The following is a 22,398-nucleotide window of genomic DNA, read 5'->3' on the forward strand; positions in this document are numbered from 1 at the left end:
CGGTCACCCTGCGGCCGTGGCCGTACGAGCTCCGGCCACCCTCCGGAAATACCCCCGCGGGCTCCGGCCACCCTCCGGAAATACCCCCGCGGGCTTCGGTCACCCTCCGGAAATATCCCCGCCGGCTCAGGACACCTTGGGAAAGCAGCCCTGCGACCGCCTGCGGCTCGCGGTCAGGACCTCCAGGGCCAGGGCCGCCGACGCCAGCGTCATGTGGCAGTGCCAGCCGCGCAGCGAGCGCCCCTCGAAGTCCCGCAGCCCCGACCGGTCCCCGTGGTCCGCGAGGTCCCGGCCGACCCGGTCGGCGAGCCGGGTCAGGCTCAGCAGCGTGGACGTGGGCAGGCCGCCCAGGTTGGTGAGCCACAGCTGGGTGGGTGCCCGGTGCTGGTCCGCCCACTCCCCGAGGAGCGCGAGCCCGCCCTCGCGGGCGTCCCGGAACACCGGCGGCCCGCCCGCCAGCCCCACCCGTACCTTGACCGCCGGTGCGTGCCGTACGCCCGAGGGCGCGCCCGGGTCGAACCTGCCGACCCGCTGGCGGCGCCCCTTCACCGAGTCGAGGATCTGCTGCACCGGCAGCGCGCCCGTGCCGAACCGGGCCGGCGCGGGCTCGTCCACGGTGAGCAGGGCGTCGGCCCCGACGCGCGCGAGCACCGGCACCCCGGCCGCGCCGAAGCGCCGTACGACCGCGCCCGGGTCGCGCACCGGCAGATCGAGCACCACGGGCAGCAGGGGCGCGCCGTGCAGACCCGCGACCTCCAGGGCGGCGGTGGTGGCGCACTCCTCCGGCGTCTCGGCGGTGTGGCGCGAGGACCTTCCGCGGGACGCGCCCGGGGCCGTACCCTCCTCGTCGCCCGGCCGTCCGGGCAGGACCAGCCGCCAGTTCACGGGTGCCCCCGCCTCCTGCGAGGCACACCACACGCCGAAGGCCTGCTGGCCGTGGAACATCTGGTTGCGGTAGAAGTCGAAGCTGCGGCCCACACCCACCGAGTGGCTGCCCGACTTGGGGATCGACATCTGCCGCACCACCCAGGCCTGCGGCGCGATCACCTGGCCGAGCCAGCAGGCCAGCGCCTCGCGCACCGGCTGCCACTCCCAGGTGGAGTTGCAGATGAAGTGGTGCAGGGTCTGCTCCAGGGTGGGATCGCCCAGACAGGCCGCCACGTTCCTGATGGACCGGCGCCCCTTCGCGGTGAGCAGCCCGCGCAGATACTGTTCGCCCTTGTGCCGCTGGTCCCGCCTGGGTAAGGACGCGAACAGCACGTTGCTCATGTCCCTGAGCATGAACTCGCGCTCGTACATGACCGCCGGTGCGGTGCGCTGCGACGGCACGGCGCGACGGTTCCACACAGACCTGGTACTGCCGGCGGGAACGCTCACAGAAACCCCCTCCAAGACCTGTTCGGGCGGCTGGTCGAGGCCACCGTTCCGAGAATGTCCGGGGCCCGGTGTGACGGGCGAGGTGTACGGGGCACCCCGTCGCGCCGCCGCGTGGGTGGCTCGGCACTGGGAGCGCGCCGACGCGGCGGACACTCCGTCAAGTCGGGGCCCAGGTTGCGCCCGCACTTCCGGGAGTCGCGGAAACAGGCTTCGGTTTTCCTCGCGCGGTCGGCGAGAGTCGGCGTCCGGCCGCTTGCCGATCCGCCCCCGGGTGAGCGGTGCCCACGCCCCCTGGGAGGTATCAGGTGAACAGCGTCCACGCGTTCCTCCGCTCGCTCCCCGCAGTGCAGCAACCGGACTGGGAAGGCCACGCGGACCTCGTACGGGTGAGAGAGGAGCTCGCCGCGCTGCCGCCGCTCGTCGAGGCGGACGACGTCGAGCGGCTGCGGGCGCGGCTGGCCGAGGTGGCGGCCGGGCGGGTCCAGGTCGTCCAGGGCGGCGACTGCGCCGAGGACTGGGCGGAGGACGGCCACGGCGACGTGGCCCGCAAGGTGGGGCTGCTCGACATCCTGGCCGGGGTCATGCGGATGACCTCGCACAAGCCCGTGCTACGGGTCGGGCGCCTCGCGGGCCAGTACGGCAAGCCCCGCTCCCGGCCCACCGAGACCGTCGCCGGGGTCGAACTCCCCGTCTACCGGGGCCATATGGTCAACGGCCCCGAGCCGGACCCCGAGTTACGCAGGCCCGACCCGACCCGGATGCTGACCGGCTACCGGGCGGCGCGCGGCATCCTGGAGCTGCTCGGCTGGAGCGGCCCGGCGCGCGGGGCCCGGCACGAGGCGCCGGTGTGGACCAGCCACGAGGCGCTGCTGCTCGACTACGAACTGCCGATGGTGCGCACCCAGGACGACGGCCGCCCGCTGCTCACCTCCACCCACTGGCCGTGGATCGGCGAGCGCACCCGCCAGGTGGACGGCGCCCATGTGGCGCTGCTCGCGGCTGTGGCCAACCCGGTGGCCTGCAAGATCGGCCCGGGGGCGACCTCGGCGGAGCTGCTGGCGCTGTGCGAGCGGCTCGACCCCGAGCGGGTGCCCGGACGCCTCACGCTGATCGCCCGGATGGGCGCGGACACCGTGGGGGAGCGGCTGCCGTCGCTGGTGGCGGCCGTGCGGGCGGCGGGCCACCCGGTGATCTGGCTGACCGACCCGATGCACGGCAACACCGTCAGCGGCCCCGACGGACTCAAGACGCGGCTGGTCAAGACCGTCGTACGGGAGGTCGTGGAGTTCCACCGCGCGGTCACCGCGGCGGGCGGCACCGCCGGCGGCATCCATCTGGAGACCACCCCGGACGACGTCACCGAGTGCGTCACCGACCAGGACCGGCTGCACGAGGTCGGCGACAAGTACACGAGCCTCTGCGACCCGCGCCTCAACCCGCGCCAGGCGGTCTCGGTGGCCTCGGCCTGGCCGGGCTGACGTCCAGGGGGCTGCGCGACCAGCCACACACAACCCGCAGCCGAACACGGCGTCGTACGCACCGGCACGCGAGCACACAGCGAAAGGACCACCATGGCGGGCCTCCCCACCATCGACCCGTACCCGATGCCCTCCGAGGGCGACCTCCCCGCGAACACCGCGACCTGGAAGGTCGACCAAACCCGCGCCGTGCTGCTCGTCCACGACATGCAGCGCTACTTCCTGCGGCCGTTCCCGGCCGACCGGTCGCCCGGCGCGGCCCTGGTGCGCAACGCCGTGCTGCTGCGCGAGAGCTGCGCGGCGGCCGGGATCCCGGTGGCGTACACCGCCCAGCCCGGCGGGATGAGCGACCAGGAGCGCGGGCTGCTCAAGGACTTCTGGGGGCCGGGCATGCGGATCGCGCCGGAGGACCGCCAGGTGACCGACGCGCTCGAACCCGGCCCGGACGACTGGGTGTTCACCAAGTGGCGCTACAGCGCCTTCTTCAAGTCCGACCTCCTGGAGCGGATGCGCGCGGCCGGCCGCGACCAGCTGATCGTCTGCGGGGTGTACGCGCACGTGGGCATCCTGATGACGGCGGTGGAGGCGTTCACCAACGACATCCGGACCTTCGTGGTCGCGGACGCGGTCGCGGACTTCTCCGAGCGGTACCACCGCCTCGCCCTGGACTACGCGGCCGAGCGCTGCGCCGTGGTCACCACCACCAAGTCGGTCCTCGCCGAGCTCGCGCCCGTGGACGGGGCGGGCCGATGACGGCGGACCGGCTCCCCTCGGAAGTGGACCGACTCCCCTCGGACGCGGACCTGCTGGGCCGGGTGCTGGCGCGGGACCCCGCCGCGTACGCCCTGCTGCACCGGCCCGAGACCGTCGGCCGTGACGTCCTCGAAGTGCTGCTCGGTGAGGTGTCGGCGGCCGGCACGCTCGCGGAGATACCGCTGCCCGAGGCGCCCGCCGGCCCGGGCGCCCGCCACGAAGTGCTGGCGGTCGTCCCGTACCGGCAGATCGCCGAGCGCGGCTTCACCAGCACCGACGACGGCGAGCCGCTGCTCGTCATGGCCGTGGCCGAGCAGGGCGAACTGCCGCTCGCCGAGGCGCTGCGGCGGCTGCCCGACGAGCCGGTCACCCTCGCCGACGGCCGCTTCGACGTGAACGACGACAGCTACGCGGCGATCGTGCGCGACGTCGTCGAGCGCGAGATCGGCAACGGGGAGGGCGCCAACTTCGTCATCAAGCGGGCGTTCGTCGCGGACATCACCCCGTACACGCCGCACAGCGCGCTGTCGTTCTTCCGGCGGCTGGTCGAGCGGGAGTCCGGCGCGTACTGGACGTTCCTGGTGCACACCGGCGGGCGCACCTTCGTCGGCGCGAGCCCCGAGCGGCACGTCAGCCTGCACGGCGGCACCGCCGTGATGAACCCCATCAGCGGCACCTACCGCTACCCGGCGGCGGGCCCCGACCTGCCCGGCGTGATGGCCTTCCTGGCCGACCGCAAGGAGGCCGACGAGCTCTACATGGTCGTCGACGAAGAGCTCAAGATGATGGCGCGGATCTGCGAGGGCGGCGGCCGGGTCGTCGGCCCGTACCTCAAGGAGATGGCCCGCCTGGCGCACACCGAGTACTTCATCGAGGGCCGCACCGACCACGACGTGCGCGACATCCTGCGCGAGACGATGTTCGCCCCCACCGTCACCGGCAGCCCGCTGGAGAGCGCCTGCAAGGTGATCACCCGGTACGAGCCGGAGGGGCGCGGCTACTACAGCGGCGTCATGGCCCTCATCGGCCGGGACGAGCACGGCGGGCGCACCATGGACTCCGCCATCCTCATCCGCACCACCGACATCAGCGACGAGGGGCGGCTCAGCATCGGCGTCGGCGCGACCCTGGTGCGTCACTCCGACCCGGTGAGCGAGGTCGCCGAGACCCGGGCGAAGGCCGCCGGGCTGCTCGCCGCGCTCGACGCGGACACCACCGGCGCGCCGGGCGCGGCCTTCGTCGAGCGGTTCGCCGGGCACCCGCGGGTGCGCGAGGCCCTGGAGCGGCGCAACGACCGTATCGCCCGCTTCTGGCTGCGCGAGCCGGGACAGCGGTCCGCCCCCGTCGAGGAGCTCGCCGGGCGCAAGGTGCTGATCGTGGACGCGGAGGACACCTTCACGTCGATGATCGGCCACGAACTGGCCTCCCTGGGACTGGATGTGACGGTCCGTCGCTTCGACGAGCCGTACGAGCCCGAAGGCCACGACCTGGTCGTCATGGGCCCCGGTCCGGGCGATCCCCGGGAGACCGCCCACCTCAAGATCGCGCATCTGCGGGGCGCGGTGGCCCGGCTGCTCGCGGACCGCCGCCCGTTCGTGGCGGTCTGCCTCAGCCACCAGGTCCTGTCGACGCTGCTCGGCCTCGGCCTGGCCCGCCGCGACACCCCCAACCAGGGCGTCCAGAAGGAGATCGACCTGTTCGGGGTGGGTGAGCGGGTCGGCTTCTACAACACGTTCGCGGCCCGCAGCGCCGACGACAAGCTTACCCACCCCGACCACGGCGTCATCGAGATCAGCCGGGACCCCGCCACCGGCGAGGTGCACGCGCTGCGCGGCCCGGGCTTCGCCTCGATGCAGTTCCACGCCGAGTCGGTGCTCACCGAGGACGGCGTACGGATCCTCGCCGAGGCGCTGACCGGAGCACTCCGCTCCTGCCCGGGCGGTCTCGGCTCCGGCTGAGCCGGCGTTTATGTTACGAGGAGCCCCGCGCCCCGCACCCGCCGCCCAGGAGGGCCCCTCGTGCCATACACCCCCGCCGCAGCAGAAGCGCTCCTGACCGCACCCGGGGCGCCCTTCGCCGTCGAGCGGGGGCCGGACGGGGTGCCCGTCTACGTGGGGGGTCCACGGACCCTGCGCGAGTTCGTGGAGGTGACCTGGGCGTACGGCGAGCGCCCGTTCCTGGTGGCGGAGAGCGGCACGTACACCTACGCGGAGTTCTTCGCGGCCGCCTCCGCGCTGGCCCGCCGCCTGGCCGGGGAGTACGGGCTGCGGCCCGGCGACCGGGCGGTGGTGGCGATGCGCAACCTCCCCGAGTGGCACATCGCGTTCTGGGCCGCCCAGCTCGCCGGTCTGGTGGCGGTGCCGCTGAACGCGTGGTGGACCGAGGCCGAGCTGGCGTACGCGCTCGACGACTGCGCGCCCGGCGTGCTGCTCGTCGACGGGGAGCGGATGGCGAGGGTCGAGGGCTGGGCGCGCGAGGCGAGGGTGCGGGGCGTCGTCTTCGCGGGGGTGGGCCCGCTGCCCGAGGGCTTCGAGGCGTACGAGGAGCTGGGCGGGGCCGACCCCGCCGCCGGGCCGCCGGACGTGACGGTCTCGCCCGAGGACGACGCCACGATCGTCTACACCTCCGGCACCACCGGCCGCCCCAAGGGTGCCGTCGCCACGCACCTCGCCCAGGCGGGGGCCGCGATGAACCCGCGCTTCCACGCGGCGATGTCGGCGCTGGGCCGGGGTGTGGTGCCGGGCCAGGGCCCGGCCCCGGTCTCCCTCGTCACATACCCCTTCTTCCACGTCGCGGGCTTCAGCGGCTTCTACTCAGTGATGGGGTCGGGCGGCACCCTGGTCATGATGCGCAAGTGGGATGCGCGGAGGGCGCTCGCGCTGATCCGCGAGCACGGCGTGACCCACTACGCGGGCGTCCCCACCACCGCCCTGCAACTGCTCGACGAGGCCGAGCGGGCGGGCGACCCGATGGAGTCGCTGCGCATGTTCAACACCGGCGGGTCCGCCGCCCCGCCCGGCCTGGTGGCACGCCTGACCGCCCGCTACGGCGAGCGGGTGGAGCCGCGCAACGGGTACGGGCTGACCGAGACCAGCGGGGGAGTGCTGGCCAACTTCGGTGCGGAGTACCGGGAGTGGCCCGGCAGCGTGGGCCGCCCGACGCCCACCACCGAGGTGCGGGTGGTCGGCGAGGACGGCGCCGACGTCCCCGAAGGCCAGGTGGGCGAGCTGTGGCTGCGCGCCCAGGCGAACGTGCGCGGCTACTGGAACGACCCCGCCGCCACGGAACGCGCCTTCGTCGACGGCTGGCTGAGGACCGGCGACCTGGCGGTGGCGCGGGACGGCCGTTACGCGGTCGTCGACCGGATCAAGGACGTGGTGATCCGGGGCGGCGAGAACGTCTACTGCGTGGAGGTCGAATCGGTCCTGCTGGGCCACCCCGCGGTGCTGGACGCGGCGGTGGTGGGGGCGCGGCATGAGGAGCTGGGGGAGGAGGTGGCGGCGGTGGTGCGGGTGGCCTCCCCCGTCGCCCCGGACGAGCTGCGGCGGTACGCGGGGCGGGTGCTGGCCGCTTTCAAGGTGCCTGTGCACGTGCTCATACGCCTCGACCCGTTGCCGCGGAACGCCACGGGCAAGGTACTGAAGCGGGAGCTGCGGGCGGAGGTGGAGGGGTGGCTGGGGCGTTGAGCCCCCACCCCGCCCCTTCCCGAAACTCTCCGAGGGCTGCCGTTCGGATGCGGACCGTCTGTGGTTGCTCGCGCGGTTCCCCGCGCCCCTTGGTGGTCAGGGGCGGGGTGGGGGCCCCTCAGGTCCGCGCCACCCGCACCCGGTAGTTCCCCCCCTCGTCCACCCCCAGCACCGAAACCCGCACCCCCCGCTCCCGGTCGATGAACGCCTCCCCGGCCCCGAACGGCGCGTCGGACAGTTCCGCCTGGACGTTGGGGCGGCGCGTGCACCCGCCGCTGTCCTTCGCGCTGTCCGCGACCGTCACCGGCCCCCGCCCCGTATCCACATCCGTGCTGACCCGGTAGACCAGCACCCCCGGCTTGCACACCGCCTCGTCGTTCCCCGTCCGGGTCCGCACCTCCATCGCGTACCCGGACTCGTCCGACAGCGGGACGAAGACCAGCTTGCGCCCGGTGCCCGGCGCCGAGAGCGGGGTCAGGACGTACTCGCTCACGCCCGCCCGCCCCGCACACCCCACCTGCGCGTTGTCCAGCCAGCCCAGCTTCCACTTGTGCCAGCCGAGCATGTCGTTGTTGGCACCCCAGTCCTCGGACATGATGTCCCAGTGCCCGACCGCGCCCCCGCCCTCGGGCGTGTACAGGTCGGGCAGGCCGAAGACGTGGCCGTTCTCGTGCGGCAGCACCCGGTAGCCCGTCTCGCGGTACGAGCCGGAGCCGTCGTCCTGGCGGCTGTAGACGAAGGACGTGTTGGAGAGCGGGACGCCGTCCGCGAGCGGCGCGTCCTCGTTCCCGGAGAACGTCACCGAGAGCACCGTGTCCAGCGCGGACGGCCCCGCGTTCGGCGACATCAGGATGTTGACCAGGTCGTACTCCGCGAAGTTCACCCGTGAGTCGGCCGCCGCCACGATGTCCTTGACGAGGTGCCGGTAGCCCGGCTCGTACGGCGAGCCGCGCTCGATGCCGTACGCCGAGAACGCCTGCGGCATCCGCAGCCACTGCGGAAGGGGGGCGTCGGGCCGGTAGTCCAGCCGCCCGTACGACGCGGTGCGGAACCACTGCGTGGTCTGCGGGAAGAACTCCGCGTACCGGCTGAGCGCGGACCCCGTGCCCTGCGCGTCCGGGAAGTCGACCATCAGGGTGAGCGCGCGGACCGTGCCCGTGGAGTGGGCGTAGCCGGGCGGGGTGGGCAGGCCCTCCGACATCTGCACGCCGAGCGTGGCCGTGATCCGGCACGGGCCGAGCGCCGTCTCGCCGCCGGCGGCCACCGGTCCGGCCGACGCCCGCAAGGGGGGTGCCAGGGTGGTGCTGCCCGAGGTCATCGAGGCGAGCACGACGGCGGCGAGGGCCGCGCCCGCGAGGGTGCGGCGGCGGCGCGGGTCGCGCGGCCCGCGGGATATCCGACGGCGCGGTCTGCCGGACTCCTCCATGCGCGCCACGCTCGCCTTCGGCCACCGGCAGCAGGCCGTTCCTGACTGCGCTCGTGCGATCACCCTGTGTCGGGCGTGTCGCGAGCGCGCGCTGGGTGGGCCGGGCGTGTGGTTTCGCCGGAGGAAGGTGTGACTCAGGTCACAGGAAACAGCTCCCCCGGCCGGAAATAACCGGGGAACCTTTCCCCGTTTGCACCTGTGTCCCGCCAAAACGGGGAGAGGTTCCCCGCTTGTGGTGTGACGACGACTTCGTACGCAGCAGGCAGAAGCAGCCGGCGAAGCCAGAAGCAGCCGGCGAAGCCGGAAGCAACCAGAGGCCAGAAGTGGCCGGAGAAGAAGGAGCACGCCGTGTCCACCGCCACCCCGACCACCGCAGCGGAGCCCCGTCGCGCCCCGCGGCCGCGGGCCGACGCCCTGCGCAACCGGGAGCGGATCATCGCGGCCGCGCGCGAGATGTTCGTCGAGGAGGGCGCCATGGTGCCGCTCGACGAGATCGCGCGTCGCGCGGGCATCGGCAACGCCACCCTCTACCGGCACTTCCATGACCGCGCCGAGCTGATCACCAGCGTGGTGCTCGCGGTCATGGAGCGGGTCTCGACGGCCGCGGAGACCGCGACCGCCGAGGAGCCCGACGCCTTCGCCGCGCTGCGGCGGTTCGTGTTCGCGGCGGCCGACGAGCGCATCGGAGCCCTGTGCCCGATGCTCTCCGAGGGCTTCGACAAGAACCTGCCGGAGCTCAACGCCTCCCGTGAGCGACTGGACGAGGCCGTCCGGGATCTCATGGCGCGGGCCCGGCGCAGCGGCCAGTTGCGCGACGACGTCGACGTGGGCGATCTGATGGTCGCCCTCACCCAGCTCACCCGGCCGCTGCCGGGCACCGGTTGCCCGAACATGGACCGGTTCGTCCACCGCCATCTCCAGCTCTTCCTCGACGGGCTCATGGCCCCGGCGCGGTCCGGGCTGCCAGGGACGGCGGCGACCCTGCAGGACCTCAGCCAGCCGTAACCGATCCCGCGCACGGGCGGCGTCCTCGCCCTGCGCACCCGTACGTCAGCACCAGCTCATCGCACAACGCGTCCCAAGGTGGCTACACCCATGTCGAAAACAGTCCAGGCTCGGAAGAACGAGCCCCAGGACCTCGCTCCTGACCCCAGTCGCTGGAAGGCCCTCGCCTTCATCGCGCTCGCCCAGCTCATGGTCGTGCTCGACGCGACGATCGTGAACATCGCCCTGCCCTCCGCCCAGACCGACCTGGGCATCTCCGACGGCAACAAGCAGTGGGTCATCACGGCCTACGCCCTCGCCTTCGGCGGTCTGCTGCTCTTCGGCGGCCGCATAGCCGACCTCTGGGGACGCAAGCGCACCTTCGTCGTCGGCCTCCTCGGCTTCGCCGCGGCCTCCGCGCTCGGCGGCGCCGCCACCGGCCAGGCCATGCTGCTCGGCTCCCGCGCGCTCCAGGGCGCGTTCGGCGCGCTGCTCGCGCCCGCCGCGCTCTCCCTGCTCGCGGTGATGTTCACCGACGCCAAGGAGCGCGCCAAGGCGTTCGGCATCTACGGCGCGATCGCGGGCGGCGGCGGCGCCGTCGGCCTGATCCTCGGCGGCTTCCTCACCGAGTACCTGAACTGGCGCTGGACCTTCTTCGTCAACATCCCGTTCGCGATCGTCGCGGCCGCCGGTGCCTACTTCGTCATCCGTGAGCCCTCCGGCACCCGCAACCGCTCGCCGCTGGACGTCCCGGGCGTGGTCCTGTCCACCCTCGGCCTGGTCGCCCTGGTGTACGGCTTCACCCGCGCCGAGTCGGCCGGCTGGTCCGACACGCTGACCGTGTCGATGTTCGTCGCCGCGGTCGTGCTGCTGTTCGCGTTCGTCGCCACCGAGGCCAAGGTCAAGCACCCGCTGCTGCCGCTGCGCGTGATCACCAACCGCAACCGCGGCGGGGTCTACCTCTCCCTCGGCCTCGCGATCATCGCGATGTTCGGCCTCTTCCTCTTCCTGACGTACTACCTGCAGGTCGTGAAGGGCTACTCGCCGGTCAAGACCGGCTTCGCGTTCCTGCCGATGATCGCGGGCATGATCACCGGCTCCACGCAGATCGGCGCCCGCCTGATGACCCGGGTGCCCCCGCGCCTGCTGATGGGCCCCGGCTTCCTGACCGCCGGCGTCGGCATGCTGATCCTCACCCAGCTGCAGATCGACACCTCGTACGCCGGGCTGATCCTGCCGGCGCAGATCCTGCTCGGCCTCGGCATGGGCACCGCGTTCATGCCGGCCATGTCGCTGGCCACCATCGGGGTCGAGCCGCGTGACGCGGGTGTCGCCTCCGCCATGGTCAACACCTCGCAGCAGGTGGGCGGCGCCATCGGCACGGCCCTGCTGAACACCATCGCGGCCTCGGCCACCACGGCGTACGCCACCTCGCACGCCGCCGGGGCCAAGAGCCTGGAGCTGCTGAAGCTCCAGGCGATGGTGCACGGCTTCACCAGCGCCATCTGGTGGGCGGTCGGCATCCTGGTGGTCGCCTCGGCGATCGCGGTGACCTTCATCAACACCGGCCGCCCGGACACCGGTTCGCTCGACGGCTCGGGTGACGCGGACGGCGTCGAGGACGAGATCCGGGTCCCGGTGGTCGCCCACTGACACCCGCCGCCTACGTGGGGGACGCGTAGGGCGAGGGAACGGAACGCGAACGCGGACCTGTCCGGCTCAGCGGAGCCAGGGCAGGTCCGCGTTCGCGTCCTTGGGCTGGAGCCCCTCGGCGATCGCGCGCATGATCTGGCCGAGCTGCTCGGTCTGTTCGGGGCTGAGCCGGTCGAACATCGCCTGGCGTACGGCGGCCACATGGCCGGGCGCGGTGCGCTCCACGACGGCGAAGCCCTCGTCGGTGAGCGCCGCGAACTGGCCGCGCTTGTCGGAGGGACAGTCCTCGCGCCGCACCCAGCCGTTCTTCTCCAGACGCGCGATCGCGTGCGAGAGCCGGGACCGGGTGATCTTGGCGCCGATCGCCAGCTCGGTCATCCGCAGCCGCCGCCGGGGCGCCTCGGAGAGCTGGATGAGCAGGCCGTAGTACATGTGCGGCATCCCGGCGTCACGCTGGAGCTGGCGGTCCAGGTGGTCTTCCAGGAGCGTGGTGGCGTGGAGGTAGGCACGCCAGGTGCGCTGCTCGTCGTCGCTGAGCCAGCGCGGCTCCTCGGCGGGGGTGGTGGTCATGGTCTCCACTGTAAGGCCACTCCTTGAAAGTTGAACAAGGTACCGCTAATCTCGACATAGCGGAAAGCTTTAAAGTTCAAGTAGACATCAGGGTCCAGTAGACAGGGAGTCCGCCATGGCCGCCACTTCCGCAGCCGCCGCAGTCACCGCAGGCGCCGCCGGTGTGGCCGCCGACGCGGCCGGTGCTGTCGGTACCTCCGGTTCCGGTGCGGGGCGGATGCCCGCCCTCTACCTCTCGCACGGCGCCCCGCCGCTCGCCGACGACCCCGTCTGGCCGGGCGAGCTGGCCGCCTGGTCGGCCGGGCTGCCCCGCCCGAAGGCGATCCTGATGGTCTCCGCCCACTGGGAGGAGGCCCCGCTCGCCCTCGGCGCGGTCGAGACGGTCCCGCTGGTGTACGACTTCTGGGGCTTCCCCGAGCACTACTACCGGGTGCGGTACGCGGCTCCGGGTGCCCCCGAACTCGCCGACAGTGTACGGAAGTTGCTGCGCGGCGCAGGAACGCCGGTGCAGGACATCCCGGACCGCGGCCTGGACCACGGCGCCTACGTCCCCCTGGTGGAGATGTACCCAGCCGCCGACATCCCCGTACTCCAGATCTCCATGCCGACGCTCGACCCCCAGGAGCTCATGGCCATCGGCCGCAAGCTGGCGCACCTGCGCGACGAGGGCGTGCTGATCGTCGGCAGCGGCTTCTTCACCCACAACCTGGCGGCGCTGCGCCACGCGGGCGGGGTGCCCGGGTGGTCGGCCGAGTTCGACGACTGGGGAGCGCGCGCCCTGGCCGCTGCCGATGTGGACGCCCTGCTCGACTTCGAGCACAAATCCCCGGCGGGCCGCCTCGCGCACCCCCGCACCGAGCACTTCGCCCCGCTGTTCGTGACGCTGGGCGCCTCGGAGGGGGAGCTGGGCGGAGCCCGGAGCGTCATCGAGGGCTTCTGGATGGGGCTGGCGAAGAGGTCGGTGCAGTTCGGCTGATACGGGGACCTGCTGATACGGGTGGCCGGGAAGCCGGGCAGTCTGGACATCCTGAGCAACCAGAAGGCGGTGCGGGTCGTCTTCTGGGTGGGAGAGCGAAACGGGGATGGGGCTCTTCCGGGGTAAGGCAACTGTTTCGGGTGTGACGCCGGTCTCATATGAGCGGTGCTCGCGGCTGTGGACGCGGAGTCCCGGCACCGGCTCTGACCTGCGCCTCTGTACGTTCCCGCGGCATCCGTCCGCCCCTGGTGGCGGCACAGGGTACTGCATGATCAGGAAAATCGATGGGCGGGTCGGGAATTCTGTCCGGATTCCAGCCGTTGTTTCCATCGGATGCAGGGCACCCGGGAGGGTGTCGCGACCTACACAGCAAGGGAGCACGCATGGCAACCCGCGCCGTCGCCCGTCGGACCGCCAGCAGCGGATCCGGGTCGGGGAGCAGTGTTCGCGCCGTCAGCGGGGAGATCGCCGACCGCGACCTGGTCGGGATGTACCTCGACGAGATCGCGCGGACGCCGCTGCTCGACGCCGCCAAGGAGGTCGAGCTCTCCCAGACCATCGAGGCGGGTGTGTACGCACGCCAGATCCTCGCCGGCGAGGTGGAGAGCAAGGCGGGCGGCGCCTCTCACGAGGAGCTCGAAGCCCTGGTCGCCGCCGGTGACCGGGCCAAGGACCTCTTCATCCGCTCCAACCTCCGCCTCGTCGTCGCCGTCGCCCGGCGCTACCCGAGGGCGGGCCTGCCCCTGCTCGACCTCATCCAGGAGGGCAACGCGGGCCTGGTCCGCGCGGTGGAGAAGTTCGACTACGCCAAGGGCTTCAAGTTCTCGACGTACGCGACGTGGTGGATCCGCCAGGCCATCACGCGCTCGATAGCCGACCAGTCCCGCACCATCCGCCTCCCCGTCCACCTGGTGGAGGAGCTGGGCCGCATCCGCCGCGTCCAGCGCGAGTTCAACCGGGAGAACGGGCGGGAGCCGGAGGCGACCGAGGTGGCGGCGGAGCTGGGCTCCACGCCGGAGCGGGTCATCGACGTCCTGGACTGGGCGCGCGACCCGGTCTCGCTCAACATGGCGGTCGACGACCAGGGCGAGACCCAGTTCGGCGACCTCCTGGAGGACACGTCGGCGATCTCCCCCGAGCAGTCCGTGCTCACGCTGCTGCGCAGCGAGGAGCTCGACGACCTGATCGGCAAGCTCGACCAGCGCACCGCCTCGATCATCAAGATGCGGTACGGAATCGACGACGGCCGCGAGCGCACGCTGACGGAGGTCGGCAAGGAGCACGGCCTGACCCGTGAGCGCATCCGCCAGATAGAGAAGCACGCGCTGCTGGAACTGAAGAAGATGGCGAGGGACACGGGCTTCGACGCGGCGGCGTGAGCCGAAGCGGGGTGCAGGGGCCGCAGGCCCCCGGCCCCCGGGGCTCTGCCCCGGCCCCCGGCCCCCGGCGCCGAACGTCTCGGACCACCGACCCGCAGACGGAAGCGCGCCCCCATGGACGAGCCCCCGGCACCCTCCCCCCCTGGTGCCGGGGGCTCACTCACGTCCGTGAGGAGCCCGTCGCCCGGGTCAGCCGGGACCCGAGGTCCGCCAGATACGACGTCAGCGCCCCCGGCCCCGCCACCGTGAACTCGCAATCCACCAGCGCCAACCGGATCGCCACCCACTCCAGCGACTCCGTGGCCCGCGCCCGCAGCCGGCACCGCGCCTCCCCCAGCGCAACCGGCGTCCCCAAAGACCCCGACAGCCGCGCCGCCACGAAGTCCGCGGGCGCCTCGAACGTCACGTCCAGATCCAGCTCCGGCTGCATCCGGGACAGCGACCGGCTCACGAACTCCGCCGCGTTCTGCGCGGGCAGCTCCCGCGGTGCGAACCGCGATCCGGTGGCGAACGGGGAGGCCACCCGGTCGACCCGGAACGTACGCCAGTCCTCGCGCTCGATGTCGTACGCGACGAGGTACCACCGCCGCCCCGTCGACACCAGCCGGTACGGCTCGACCTGGCGGCGCGACTCGCTGCCGTCGCCCTTGCGGTAGTCGAACCGCAGCCGCTCCTTGCCGGTGACGGCCGACGCCATCACGGTCAGCGTGTGCGGGTCGACGCTCGCGCCGTCGCCGCGCCACGGCCCCACCAGCGGCATCGTCGCGGCCTGGAGGCTGGAGACCCGGTGCCGCAGCCGGGACGGCAGCACTTGCTCCAGCTTGGCCAGCGCCCGTACCGACGCCTCCTCCACCCCGTCGACCGCGTGCCCCGCGCCCGCCCGCAGCCCGACCGCGATGGCCACCGCCTCCTCGTCGTCGAGGACCAGCGGCGGCATCGCCTTCCCGGCCACCAGCCGGTACCCGCCGTCCGCGCCCAGCGTCGCCTGGACCGGGTAGCCGAGCTCCCGCAGCCGGTCGACGTCCCGGCGGACCGTGCGCCGCGAGACGCCGAGCCGGTCGGCGAGCTCGCCGCCGGGCCACTCGCGGGGCGTCTGGAGCAGGGACAGGAGCTGGAGGAGCCGAGCCGGGGTGTCCGTCATGAGATCCAGGATGCGGGAAAATTAGGACGCCATCTGACCTACATGGGGTCTAACTTCTCTTCCATGACCTCCACCACGACCAATCCCCCAGAAGCCGCGGCCCCCGGCACAGCGGCCGCCGCGAACGACCGCCGACGGTGGTTCGCCCTGGCCATCGTCATGACCGCGGCCTTCATGGACCTGGTCGACGTCACGATCGTCAACGTAGCGATTCCCTCGATCCAGAAGGACACCGGAGCGACCTTCGCCTCGATCCAGTGGATCACCGCGGGGTACGCCCTGGCCTTCGCCGCTGGTCTGATCACCGGCGGCCGCCTCGGCGACATCCACGGCCGCAAGAAGCTGTTCCTCATAGGCATGACCGGCTTCACCATCGCCTCGGCGCTCTGCGGCTTCGCGGCCAACCCGGAGATGCTGGTCGCCTCCCGCATCCTCCAGGGCGGCATGGCTTCCCTGATGGTGCCGCAGGTGCTCTCGATCATCCACGCGACCTTCCCGGCGGAGGAGCGCGGCAAGGTGTTCGGCATGTTCGGCGCGGTCATCGGCCTGGGCGCGGTCTCCGGCCCGATCCTGGGCGCGCTGCTGACCGAGTGGAACCTGTTCGGCCTGGAGTGGCGCCCGATCTTTCTGATCAACCTGCCGGTCGGGATCGCGGGCCTGGTCCTGGGCGCCAAGTTCATCTCCGAGTCCAAGGCGCCCAAGGCGCTCAAGCTCGACCTGGTGGGCGTCGCGCTCGTCACGCTCGGCCTGCTGATGCTGCTCTACCCGCTGACCCGCGGCCGCGAGCTGGGCTGGCCGCTGTGGGGCCACCTGTCGATGGCCGGCAGCCTCGTCGTCTTCGGCGCGCTGGTGGCGTACGAGAAGTACAAGGCGGCCAAGGACGGCTCGCCGCTGGTGGAGTTGTCGCTGTTCCGTGTGAAGAGCTTCGCGGCCGGCATCGCGGTCCAGATGACGTTCGGCCTCGCGATGGGCATCTTCTTCCTGGTCTGGACGCTGTACATGCAGATAGGCCTGGGCTGGAGCGCGCTGCGCGCCGGTCTGACCGGGGTCCCGTTCTCCATCGCCATGTCGGCCGCGGCGGGCATGTCGGTGCAGTCGCTGGTGCCGAAGTTCGGCCGCAAGGTGCTCCAGGCGGGCGCGCTGATCACCGCCCTCGGCCTGCTGATCTACATCTGGGAGGCGCGCCACTACGGCATGGACATCGCCCCCTGGCAGATGGCGCTCCCGCTCGTGGTGCTCGGCATCGGCATGGGCCTGATCGTGGCCCCGCTCACCGACGCGGTCCTCTCCGAGGTCCCGCAGGAGCACGCGGGTTCGGCGTCCGGCCTGATCAACACCGTGCAGCAGATGGGCAACGCGCTGGGCCTCGGCCTGGTCTCGGTCGTCTTCTTCGGCGCGATCGGCGACGACCTCCAGCTCACCGAGATCGGCCCGGCCTTCTCGGACGCCTTCCAGCGCTCCCTGTGGGTCGTGGCGGGGGTCTGCGCGCTGATCTTCGTCGGGATGTTCCTGCTCCCGGCCAGGCCGAAGCAGCACCTGGAGGGCGCGGCGGACGAGGACCCGTCCGGCGAGGTCGCCAAGGAGCCCGCGCTCACCCCGTGACGTGGTGCTCGTGAGGTGGTGCTCGTGACGTGGTGCTCGTGAGGTGGTGCTCGTGACGTGGTGCTCGTGAGGCGGTGCTCGTGACGTGGTGCTCGTGAGGCGGTGCTCGTGACGCGCTGCTCGTGAGGCGGTGCTCGTGACGTGGTGCTCGTGACGCAATGACGCCGGGCGCGGTGGAGGATCCCTCCACCGCGCCCGGCGTCTTTCTCGCGTCTCAGGAAACCCGCGCCCGGCGCTCCATCGCGGCCCGCGCCGACTCCTCCGTCGCGTACACCTCGCACATGTGGCTGCCGTCCGGCGTCGCCGTGTGCTCGACCTCCCACAGGCTCAGCTCGGCGCCGTCCAGGAGCAGGAACGCGTGCTCGTACAGGATGACCCCGCCGCGCGCGCCCGCCCCGCCGTGGCCGCCCAGGGCCCGGGTGATGCGGTGGGCGAGGGCGCCGCGCAGTAAGCGGGCCATGCTCTCGCCGGGCCGGTCCGGGTTCTCGGCGCGGCGCAGCAGCCGCCGCGCGTGGTCGGCCGAGCCGTCCGCCTCGTACGTCCTGCTCGTCCCGGCGCGGTCCACCGGCGCCAGGCCGCTGAGGACTTCGAGGTCGGTGAGGCCCGGGTCCAGGTCCTCCTCCGCGAACCCGGGCGCGAGGTCCGGCAGGACCTGCTCGCGCAGCCGGGCCGCGGCCACCAGGGCGCTCTCCTCGTCCGCGTACACCTCGTTGCCCCGGCCGTGCACGACCTCCCACAGGGTGACCGTGGCGCCGTCGAGGAGGAGATAGGTGTGGCGGTAGGTCTCGCGGCTGAGCCGGGGGCGGCCGGGGCCGCCCGAGGCGTGCAGCGACGAGTGCAGCGAAGTGGTGTGCGCGAGGGCCGCGTCGAGGCTCTCCACCAGCTCGTCCGGCAGGTCGAACGAGTTCAGCGCGCGGCCGAGCAGGCCGGCGAGGTGCTCCTCGGCCGTCTCGTACTCGCACTCGTTGGGCACCAAGGCGTCTCCCCGCCGTAGCTGTTCGTCACGTAGAGGGTGCTCAACGTAGCCCTTGCGCGCGCTTCGCGCAGCGGGCATGGCCGAAACATTCTCATCGGATTGGAACGGCGGGGAAACGGCCCGCGACGAGGAGGGAGGCGGCCCGGGGCGGTGCGCCGGGCCGCGCTCCGACGGGACGTCAGACGGCGCTGCCCGCCTGCCACTCGGTCCACGGCATGTTCCAGCCGTTCAGGCCGTTGTCGGGGGCGATCGTCTTGTCCGGCGAGCCCTTGACCGTCACCACGTCACCGATCAGCGAGTGATCGAAGAACCACTTGGCGGGGGTGTCTCCCTGGGCGCCCTGGACGTCCCGGAGTCCCACACAGCCGTGGCTGGTTCCCGCGTTGCCGAACGGGTTGCCCTTGTACCAGTAGTTGCCGTGGAGGAAGGTCCCCGAGTTGGACAGGCGCATCGCGTGCGGCACGTCCTTGATGTCGTACTCGCCGCCGAAGTTGACCGTCGCGCCGTTCATCCGCGTCTCGGTGAACTTCTCGGAGATCACCATCTGCCCGTTGTAGGTGCTGTGTTCGGCGCTGCCCGTCGAGACCGGGATCGTCTTCACCGTCTTGCCGTCCTGCTGCACGGTCATCGTCTGGGTCTTGGCGTCGACCGTGGAGACCTGGTTGCGGCCGATGGTGAAGGTGACGGTCTTGGACTGCACGCCGTAGACGCCGCTCGCGCCCTGCACCCCGTCCAGGGCGATCTTCAGCGTCACCTTGGACCCGGCCTTCCAGTAGTCCTGCGGCCGGAAGTCGAGGCGCTGGGTGCCGAACCAGTGGCCGACGACCTGCTGGCCGCTGCTGGAGCTGACCGTGATGTGCGACTGGACGGCCTTCTTGTCGGTGATCGACTTGTCGAAGGTGAACGAGACCGGCATGCCGACACCGACGGTCGCGCCGTTGTCCGGCGTGTAGGTGCCGATGAAGCTGTTCTTCGACGTGACCGTGGTGAAGGCCGCGTTCTCGGTCGCGGGCCGCCCCTTGTCGTCCTTGCCGGTCGCCATGATCTTGTACTGGGTGCCGCGCTCCAGCTTTGCGGCGGGCTTCCAGGACAGACCGTCGGCGGCGAGCGCCCCGGCCACGGCCTTGCCGGTCTGGGCCTCGGTCAGGGTCACCTGGGTCAGCTTGCCGCCCTGGGCGGTGACGGCGGTGCCGTTGATGCTGGCGTTGGCCGAGCCGTCCTTCGCCGAGATGGTGATCTTCAGGGTGGAGGCGTCCTGGGCGGCGGCCGCGTCGCCGCCCTTGCCCTTGTCCCCGCCCTTGTCGGAGCCGGACGCGCTGCCGCCGCAGGCGGTCAGGGTCAGGGCGCCGAGCAGCAGCGCCGAGGCGGCGGCGAACGCCCGCCGCCGGATGCGCAGTTGCTGCGGGGTGCGGGACTGCGGCTGCGCGGCGGGGTCGGGCGAGGTCACGGGCTGCTCCATCTGTGCGGGCGTTACTCCAGTAAGTGCCCAGAGCACCCAAATGAGGCGAACGGTTGCGGGCCCGCCCTGTGACTCAGGCCACACAGTGGTGGCGCCGGGGGCTCAACTCCCGTACAAATCACGGTAAGACGGGAATGTTCCCCCGGGCCCGTCCACCCCCTCGGCGGCCAGTACGGCCTTGGTGATCGCCCGGGCCACGACGTCCGCGCCCGCCGCCAGCACGAAGTTGAGCTCCATCGGCGACAGGGGCTCGCCGGAGGTGTCACCGGTGGCGAGGGCGAAGACGGTGTCGCCGTCGTGCATCAGATGCACCGGCCGGATCGCGCGGGCCAGGCCGTCGTGCGAGGTGCCCGCGAGCTTCTGCGCCTGCGGCCGGGTGAGCGGCGCGTCGGTGGCGACGACCGCGAGCGTGGTGTTCAGCGGCGGAAGCCCGGAGGTGGCACGAGCCTCGTCGAGCCGCTTCGAGGCCGCCTCGTGGAGACCCGGCTCGGGGTACGTGACGCGCCCCCGCAGCCCGTACAGCGCGCCGGTGTCGGGGTCGAGCACCGACCCCAGGGAGTTGGCGACGACCAGCGCGCCGACGGTGGCGCCGGAGGGCAGGGTCACGCTCGCGGTGCCGATCCCGCCCTTGAGCCCGCCCGCGACCGCTCCCGTCCCGGCGCCGGCGTTGCCCTGGACGACCTCGGTGCCCGCGGCCTCGGCGGCGGCCCGGCCGGTGGCCGCGTCCGGGCGGGCGCGCCAGTCGCCGCCGCGCCCGAGGTCGAAGACGCAGGCGGCCGGGACGACCGGGACGACCTGGTCCGGCTCGGGCCCGACCCGGACCCCGCGCCCCCGCTCCTCCAGCCAGGCCATGACCCCGCCGGCGGCGTCGAGTCCGTACGCGCTGCCGCCCGTCAGCACCACGGCGTCGATCCGCTCGACGACGTTGCGCGGGTCGAGGGCGTCGGTCTCCCGGGTGCCGGGCCCGCCGCCGCGTACGTCGACGGCGGCGACGGCGCCGGGGGCCGGGGCGAGGACGACGGTCGTCCCGGTCAGGGCGCGCGCGCCGGGGACACGGGCGTGCCCGACGAGGAACCCGGGCACATCGGTGATCGAGTCGGCCGTGCCGTGCCGGGCCTTCGGAGAGCCGGCCTGCTGGGAGGCGGTCTTCGGAGAGCCGGCCTGCTGGGAGGCGGCTTGTTGAGAGCCGGCCTGATGGGGGCCGGCTGTCTGGGAGTCACTCATGACGCTCGACACTAGGACCCTCAGCGGTACGGCCGCTCAGGGTCACGCCGAGGGCCACCATGGCGGCGGCCACCAGACCGGCGGCGGGGACGGCGCCGTGCCCGGCGAAGGTGCAGGCCAGGGTGGCCACCGCCGAGACGGGCAGGATCAGTTGCTGGGCGAGGGTCCGTTTGAAGTGGCGCGAGTGCAGCGCCCAGACGGTGATCATAAACAGGGCGGACGGCACGGTGACGGCGGCCGCGGCCGCCACCGTGGAGATGTGCGCCTTGCCGACGGCCTGCTCGACGGCCACTTCCATCCCGGCCCCGATGGCGGCGGCCGAGCCGAGGATGACGAAATGCCCGTACCCCCACGCGAACGCCTGGCTGTTGGAGGTGAGGTGCCCGGCGATCGGCACGGCGAAGTAGATCCACCAGGCGGCGAAGACGATCAGCAGTCCGCCGCCCGCGAGCGGCAGCAGCTCGCCGAGCGCCTCGTGCTCGTCCAGCGCCTCCTGTACGGCGACGGTGGCGGCGGCGACGGTCTCGCCGAGCACGATCAGGGTGAACAGGCCGTACCGCTCGGCGATGTGGTGCGGGTGCCAGGCGCTCTGGGTGGCGCGCTCGGCGATCACGGGCACGGAGAGCTCGGCCGCGGCGAGCACCACGAACACCCAGGAACGGGCGGTCCCGGCGGGCACGAAGAGCATTCCGATCCAGCCGAGCTGACACACGACGAGCCCGGCCGCGTACAGCAGCGCCATCCGCCGCTCGGCCGCGTCCGCCGCGTTGCGCGCCGCGCGCAGCCACTGGCTGGTCAGGGCGAGCCGCATCACGATGTAGCCGATGACGCCGACGGTGAAGTCGTTGTGGTCGAAGGCGCGCGGCACACCGGCGGCGAGGATGAGGACGCCGGTGATCTGGACGAGCGTGACGATCCGGTAGAGCACGTCGTCGCTGTCGTACGCCGAGGCGAACCAGGTGAAGTTCATCCAGGCCCACCAGATGGCGAAGAAGACGGCCGCGTACCCGGCGAGCCCGGCGCCGAGGTGCCCCTCGGCGAGCGAGTGGACGAGCCGGGCGCCTGCCTGGGCGACGGCGACGACGAAACAGAGGTCGAAGAAGAGTTCCAGCGGCGTCGCCGCGCGGTGTTCCTCGTGGCGGCTGCGTGCGGTCATGCGGGGCATGGGGCATAGGAGATCAGACGCTCCTGGTCCCGACGCGCCAACCGGTGCCGCCGGGCGGGTTGCCTTACGCCTCCCCGACGCCGGGACCAGGGGCGCACCGCCCGATGACACTGCCCTGCTGCCCTGCTGCCCTGCTGCCCTGCTGCCCTGCTGCCCGGGGCGGACCGGGGGCGGGCGCGGGGCGGTCCGGGGCGGGTCCGGAGTGGACCCGGGGCGGGCCCGGGGTGGGCCCGGGGTGGCCCCGGCACGGCGCCGGCGCGTGCCCGGCACGGGCCCAGGGCGGGTCCGGGGCGGGCCCGGCGCGGGTCCGGGCGGGCCCAGGGCGGGCCCGGCGTGAGCCCAGGGCGGAGCCTGGAGATGCCAGGGCTCGCCTCAACTCCCTGGGCCACGCCCTGAGTTCCGCCCTGCAAGAACGGCCGACGGCCGCCGGGCGCCCCCATGCCGCCGTCGTACGGCCGCCGCCCAGGCCAGTACCGTCCCGGTGCCGCACGATCGCCGACACGGCCACGAGCGCCCCCCGCGCCGGCCCTGAGTTCCGCCCTGCAAGAA

The 22,398-nt window shown here is 72.5% G+C and carries 17 protein-coding genes; 9 read left to right on the forward strand and 8 right to left on the reverse strand.

Annotated features, from left to right (window positions below; translation table 11 throughout):
- Positions 1 to 126 precede the first annotated feature (126 nt).
- Positions 127 to 1,329 carry a transposase gene (locus tag AB0G17_RS17615; protein ID WP_361382741.1) on the reverse strand — a complete coding sequence of 401 codons (1,203 nt, stop codon included), beginning with the start codon at positions 1,327 to 1,329 and terminating at the stop codon, positions 127 to 129.
- A 353-nt stretch (positions 1,330 to 1,682) separates the two neighbouring features.
- Between AB0G17_RS17615 and AB0G17_RS17620 the strand changes: the two genes are divergently transcribed.
- The 4 genes from AB0G17_RS17620 (at position 1,683) to AB0G17_RS17635 (ending at position 7,294) form a co-directional block, all read left to right on the forward strand.
- Positions 1,683 to 2,855 carry a 3-deoxy-7-phosphoheptulonate synthase gene (locus AB0G17_RS17620; RefSeq protein WP_361382744.1) on the forward strand — a complete coding sequence of 391 codons (1,173 nt, stop codon included), beginning with the start codon at positions 1,683 to 1,685 and terminating at the stop codon, positions 2,853 to 2,855.
- Positions 2,856 to 2,948: 93 nt separating this feature from the next.
- Positions 2,949 to 3,608, forward strand: a complete 660-nt coding sequence (locus AB0G17_RS17625; protein WP_361382747.1) for an isochorismatase family protein — start codon at positions 2,949 to 2,951, stop codon at positions 3,606 to 3,608.
- Entirely contained in the window at positions 3,605 to 5,566 is a 1,962-nt protein-coding gene (locus AB0G17_RS17630) for an anthranilate synthase family protein (protein WP_361382750.1), read from the forward strand. The genes AB0G17_RS17625 and AB0G17_RS17630 overlap by 4 nt, the downstream gene beginning before the upstream one ends.
- Before the next feature lie 60 nt (positions 5,567 to 5,626).
- Positions 5,627 to 7,294 carry a class I adenylate-forming enzyme family protein gene (locus AB0G17_RS17635; RefSeq protein WP_361382753.1) on the forward strand — a complete coding sequence of 556 codons (1,668 nt, stop codon included), beginning with the start codon at positions 5,627 to 5,629 and terminating at the stop codon, positions 7,292 to 7,294.
- A 118-nt stretch (positions 7,295 to 7,412) separates the two neighbouring features.
- On the opposite strand, the gene AB0G17_RS17640 is transcribed toward AB0G17_RS17635, so the two are convergent.
- Positions 7,413 to 8,720 carry a M6 family metalloprotease domain-containing protein gene (locus AB0G17_RS17640; RefSeq protein ID WP_361382756.1) on the reverse strand — a complete coding sequence of 436 codons (1,308 nt, stop codon included), beginning with the start codon at positions 8,718 to 8,720 and terminating at the stop codon, positions 7,413 to 7,415.
- 348 nt (positions 8,721 to 9,068) lie between these two features.
- Between AB0G17_RS17640 and AB0G17_RS17645 the strand changes: the two genes are divergently transcribed.
- Both AB0G17_RS17645 and AB0G17_RS17650 read left to right on the forward strand, forming a co-directional pair.
- A complete protein-coding gene (locus AB0G17_RS17645; protein ID WP_361382759.1) occupies positions 9,069 to 9,725 on the forward strand; it encodes a TetR/AcrR family transcriptional regulator in 657 nt (218 codons plus the stop codon).
- A gap of 90 nt (positions 9,726 to 9,815) precedes the next feature.
- Positions 9,816 to 11,357 carry an MFS transporter gene (locus tag AB0G17_RS17650; protein WP_361382762.1) on the forward strand — a complete coding sequence of 514 codons (1,542 nt, stop codon included), beginning with the start codon at positions 9,816 to 9,818 and terminating at the stop codon, positions 11,355 to 11,357.
- 66 nt (positions 11,358 to 11,423) lie between these two features.
- On the opposite strand, the gene AB0G17_RS17655 is transcribed toward AB0G17_RS17650, so the two are convergent.
- Entirely contained in the window at positions 11,424 to 11,927 is a 504-nt protein-coding gene (locus AB0G17_RS17655) for a MarR family transcriptional regulator (protein WP_361382765.1), read from the reverse strand.
- Positions 11,928 to 12,144: 217 nt separating this feature from the next.
- Between AB0G17_RS17655 and AB0G17_RS17660 the strand changes: the two genes are divergently transcribed.
- Complete coding sequence (locus AB0G17_RS17660; protein ID WP_361382890.1) at positions 12,145 to 12,903, forward strand: class III extradiol ring-cleavage dioxygenase; 759 nt, start codon at positions 12,145 to 12,147, stop codon at positions 12,901 to 12,903.
- 383 nt (positions 12,904 to 13,286) lie between these two features.
- Positions 13,287 to 14,282, forward strand: coding sequence for a sigma-70 family RNA polymerase sigma factor (locus tag AB0G17_RS17665; protein ID WP_361382768.1), 996 nt, complete (start codon positions 13,287 to 13,289; stop codon positions 14,280 to 14,282).
- 160 nt (positions 14,283 to 14,442) lie between these two features.
- On the opposite strand, the gene AB0G17_RS17670 is transcribed toward AB0G17_RS17665, so the two are convergent.
- The gene (locus tag AB0G17_RS17670; protein WP_361382771.1) at positions 14,443 to 15,423 is read right to left on the reverse strand and encodes a WYL domain-containing protein; all 981 of its coding nucleotides are present in this window, start codon (positions 15,421 to 15,423) and stop codon (positions 14,443 to 14,445) included.
- Between the two features lie 63 nt (positions 15,424 to 15,486).
- Here AB0G17_RS17670 and AB0G17_RS17675 point away from each other — a divergent pair, with 63 nt between their 5' ends.
- Positions 15,487 to 17,025: an MFS transporter gene (locus AB0G17_RS17675; RefSeq protein ID WP_361382774.1), complete on the forward strand. Its 1,539-nt coding sequence runs from the start codon at positions 15,487 to 15,489 to the stop codon at positions 17,023 to 17,025.
- Positions 17,026 to 17,239: 214 nt separating this feature from the next.
- On the opposite strand, the gene AB0G17_RS17680 is transcribed toward AB0G17_RS17675, so the two are convergent.
- From AB0G17_RS17680 to AB0G17_RS17695, 4 genes are all read right to left on the reverse strand, one after another.
- The gene (locus AB0G17_RS17680; protein ID WP_361382777.1) at positions 17,240 to 18,001 is read right to left on the reverse strand and encodes a DUF6227 family protein; all 762 of its coding nucleotides are present in this window, start codon (positions 17,999 to 18,001) and stop codon (positions 17,240 to 17,242) included.
- Between the two features lie 178 nt (positions 18,002 to 18,179).
- Entirely contained in the window at positions 18,180 to 19,460 is a 1,281-nt protein-coding gene (locus tag AB0G17_RS17685) for an Ig-like domain-containing protein (RefSeq protein ID WP_361382780.1), read from the reverse strand.
- 102 nt (positions 19,461 to 19,562) lie between these two features.
- Positions 19,563 to 20,684 (reverse strand): P1 family peptidase, encoded by a 1,122-nt coding sequence (locus AB0G17_RS17690; RefSeq protein WP_361382783.1) that lies wholly within the window; start codon positions 20,682 to 20,684, stop codon positions 19,563 to 19,565.
- Positions 20,677 to 21,849: a low temperature requirement protein A gene (locus AB0G17_RS17695; RefSeq protein WP_361382786.1), complete on the reverse strand. Its 1,173-nt coding sequence runs from the start codon at positions 21,847 to 21,849 to the stop codon at positions 20,677 to 20,679. The genes AB0G17_RS17690 and AB0G17_RS17695 overlap by 8 nt, the downstream gene beginning before the upstream one ends.
- Positions 21,850 to 22,398 lie beyond the last annotated feature (549 nt).

Origin of the sequence: Streptomyces sp. NPDC023838 (genome assembly GCF_040639555.1) — a bacterium.
In the GTDB taxonomy this organism is placed as follows: Bacteria; Actinomycetota; Actinomycetes; order Streptomycetales; family Streptomycetaceae; genus Streptomyces.

Excerpts from the sequence above, each read along its gene's own strand:
- AB0G17_RS17625 (WP_361382747.1), top strand. The coding sequence starts at position 2,949 with ATGGCGGGCCTCCCCACCATCGACCCGTACCCGATGCCCTCCGAGGGC.
- AB0G17_RS17670 (WP_361382771.1), bottom strand. The coding sequence starts at position 15,423 with ATGACGGACACCCCGGCTCGGCTCCTCCAGCTCCTGTCCCTGCTCCAG.
- AB0G17_RS17655 (WP_361382765.1), bottom strand. The coding sequence starts at position 11,927 with ATGACCACCACCCCCGCCGAGGAGCCGCGCTGGCTCAGCGACGACGAG.
- AB0G17_RS17665 (WP_361382768.1), top strand. The coding sequence starts at position 13,287 with ATGGCAACCCGCGCCGTCGCCCGTCGGACCGCCAGCAGCGGATCCGGG.
- AB0G17_RS17630 (WP_361382750.1), top strand. The coding sequence starts at position 3,605 with ATGACGGCGGACCGGCTCCCCTCGGAAGTGGACCGACTCCCCTCGGAC.
- AB0G17_RS17640 (WP_361382756.1), bottom strand. The coding sequence starts at position 8,720 with ATGGAGGAGTCCGGCAGACCGCGCCGTCGGATATCCCGCGGGCCGCGC.
- AB0G17_RS17660 (WP_361382890.1), top strand. The coding sequence starts at position 12,145 with ATGCCCGCCCTCTACCTCTCGCACGGCGCCCCGCCGCTCGCCGACGAC.
- AB0G17_RS17685 (WP_361382780.1), bottom strand. The coding sequence starts at position 19,460 with ATGGAGCAGCCCGTGACCTCGCCCGACCCCGCCGCGCAGCCGCAGTCC.
- AB0G17_RS17675 (WP_361382774.1), top strand. The coding sequence starts at position 15,487 with ATGACCTCCACCACGACCAATCCCCCAGAAGCCGCGGCCCCCGGCACA.
- AB0G17_RS17695 (WP_361382786.1), bottom strand. The coding sequence starts at position 21,849 with ATGCCCCGCATGACCGCACGCAGCCGCCACGAGGAACACCGCGCGGCG.
- AB0G17_RS17650 (WP_361382762.1), top strand. The coding sequence starts at position 9,816 with ATGTCGAAAACAGTCCAGGCTCGGAAGAACGAGCCCCAGGACCTCGCT.
- AB0G17_RS17690 (WP_361382783.1), bottom strand. The coding sequence starts at position 20,684 with ATGAGTGACTCCCAGACAGCCGGCCCCCATCAGGCCGGCTCTCAACAA.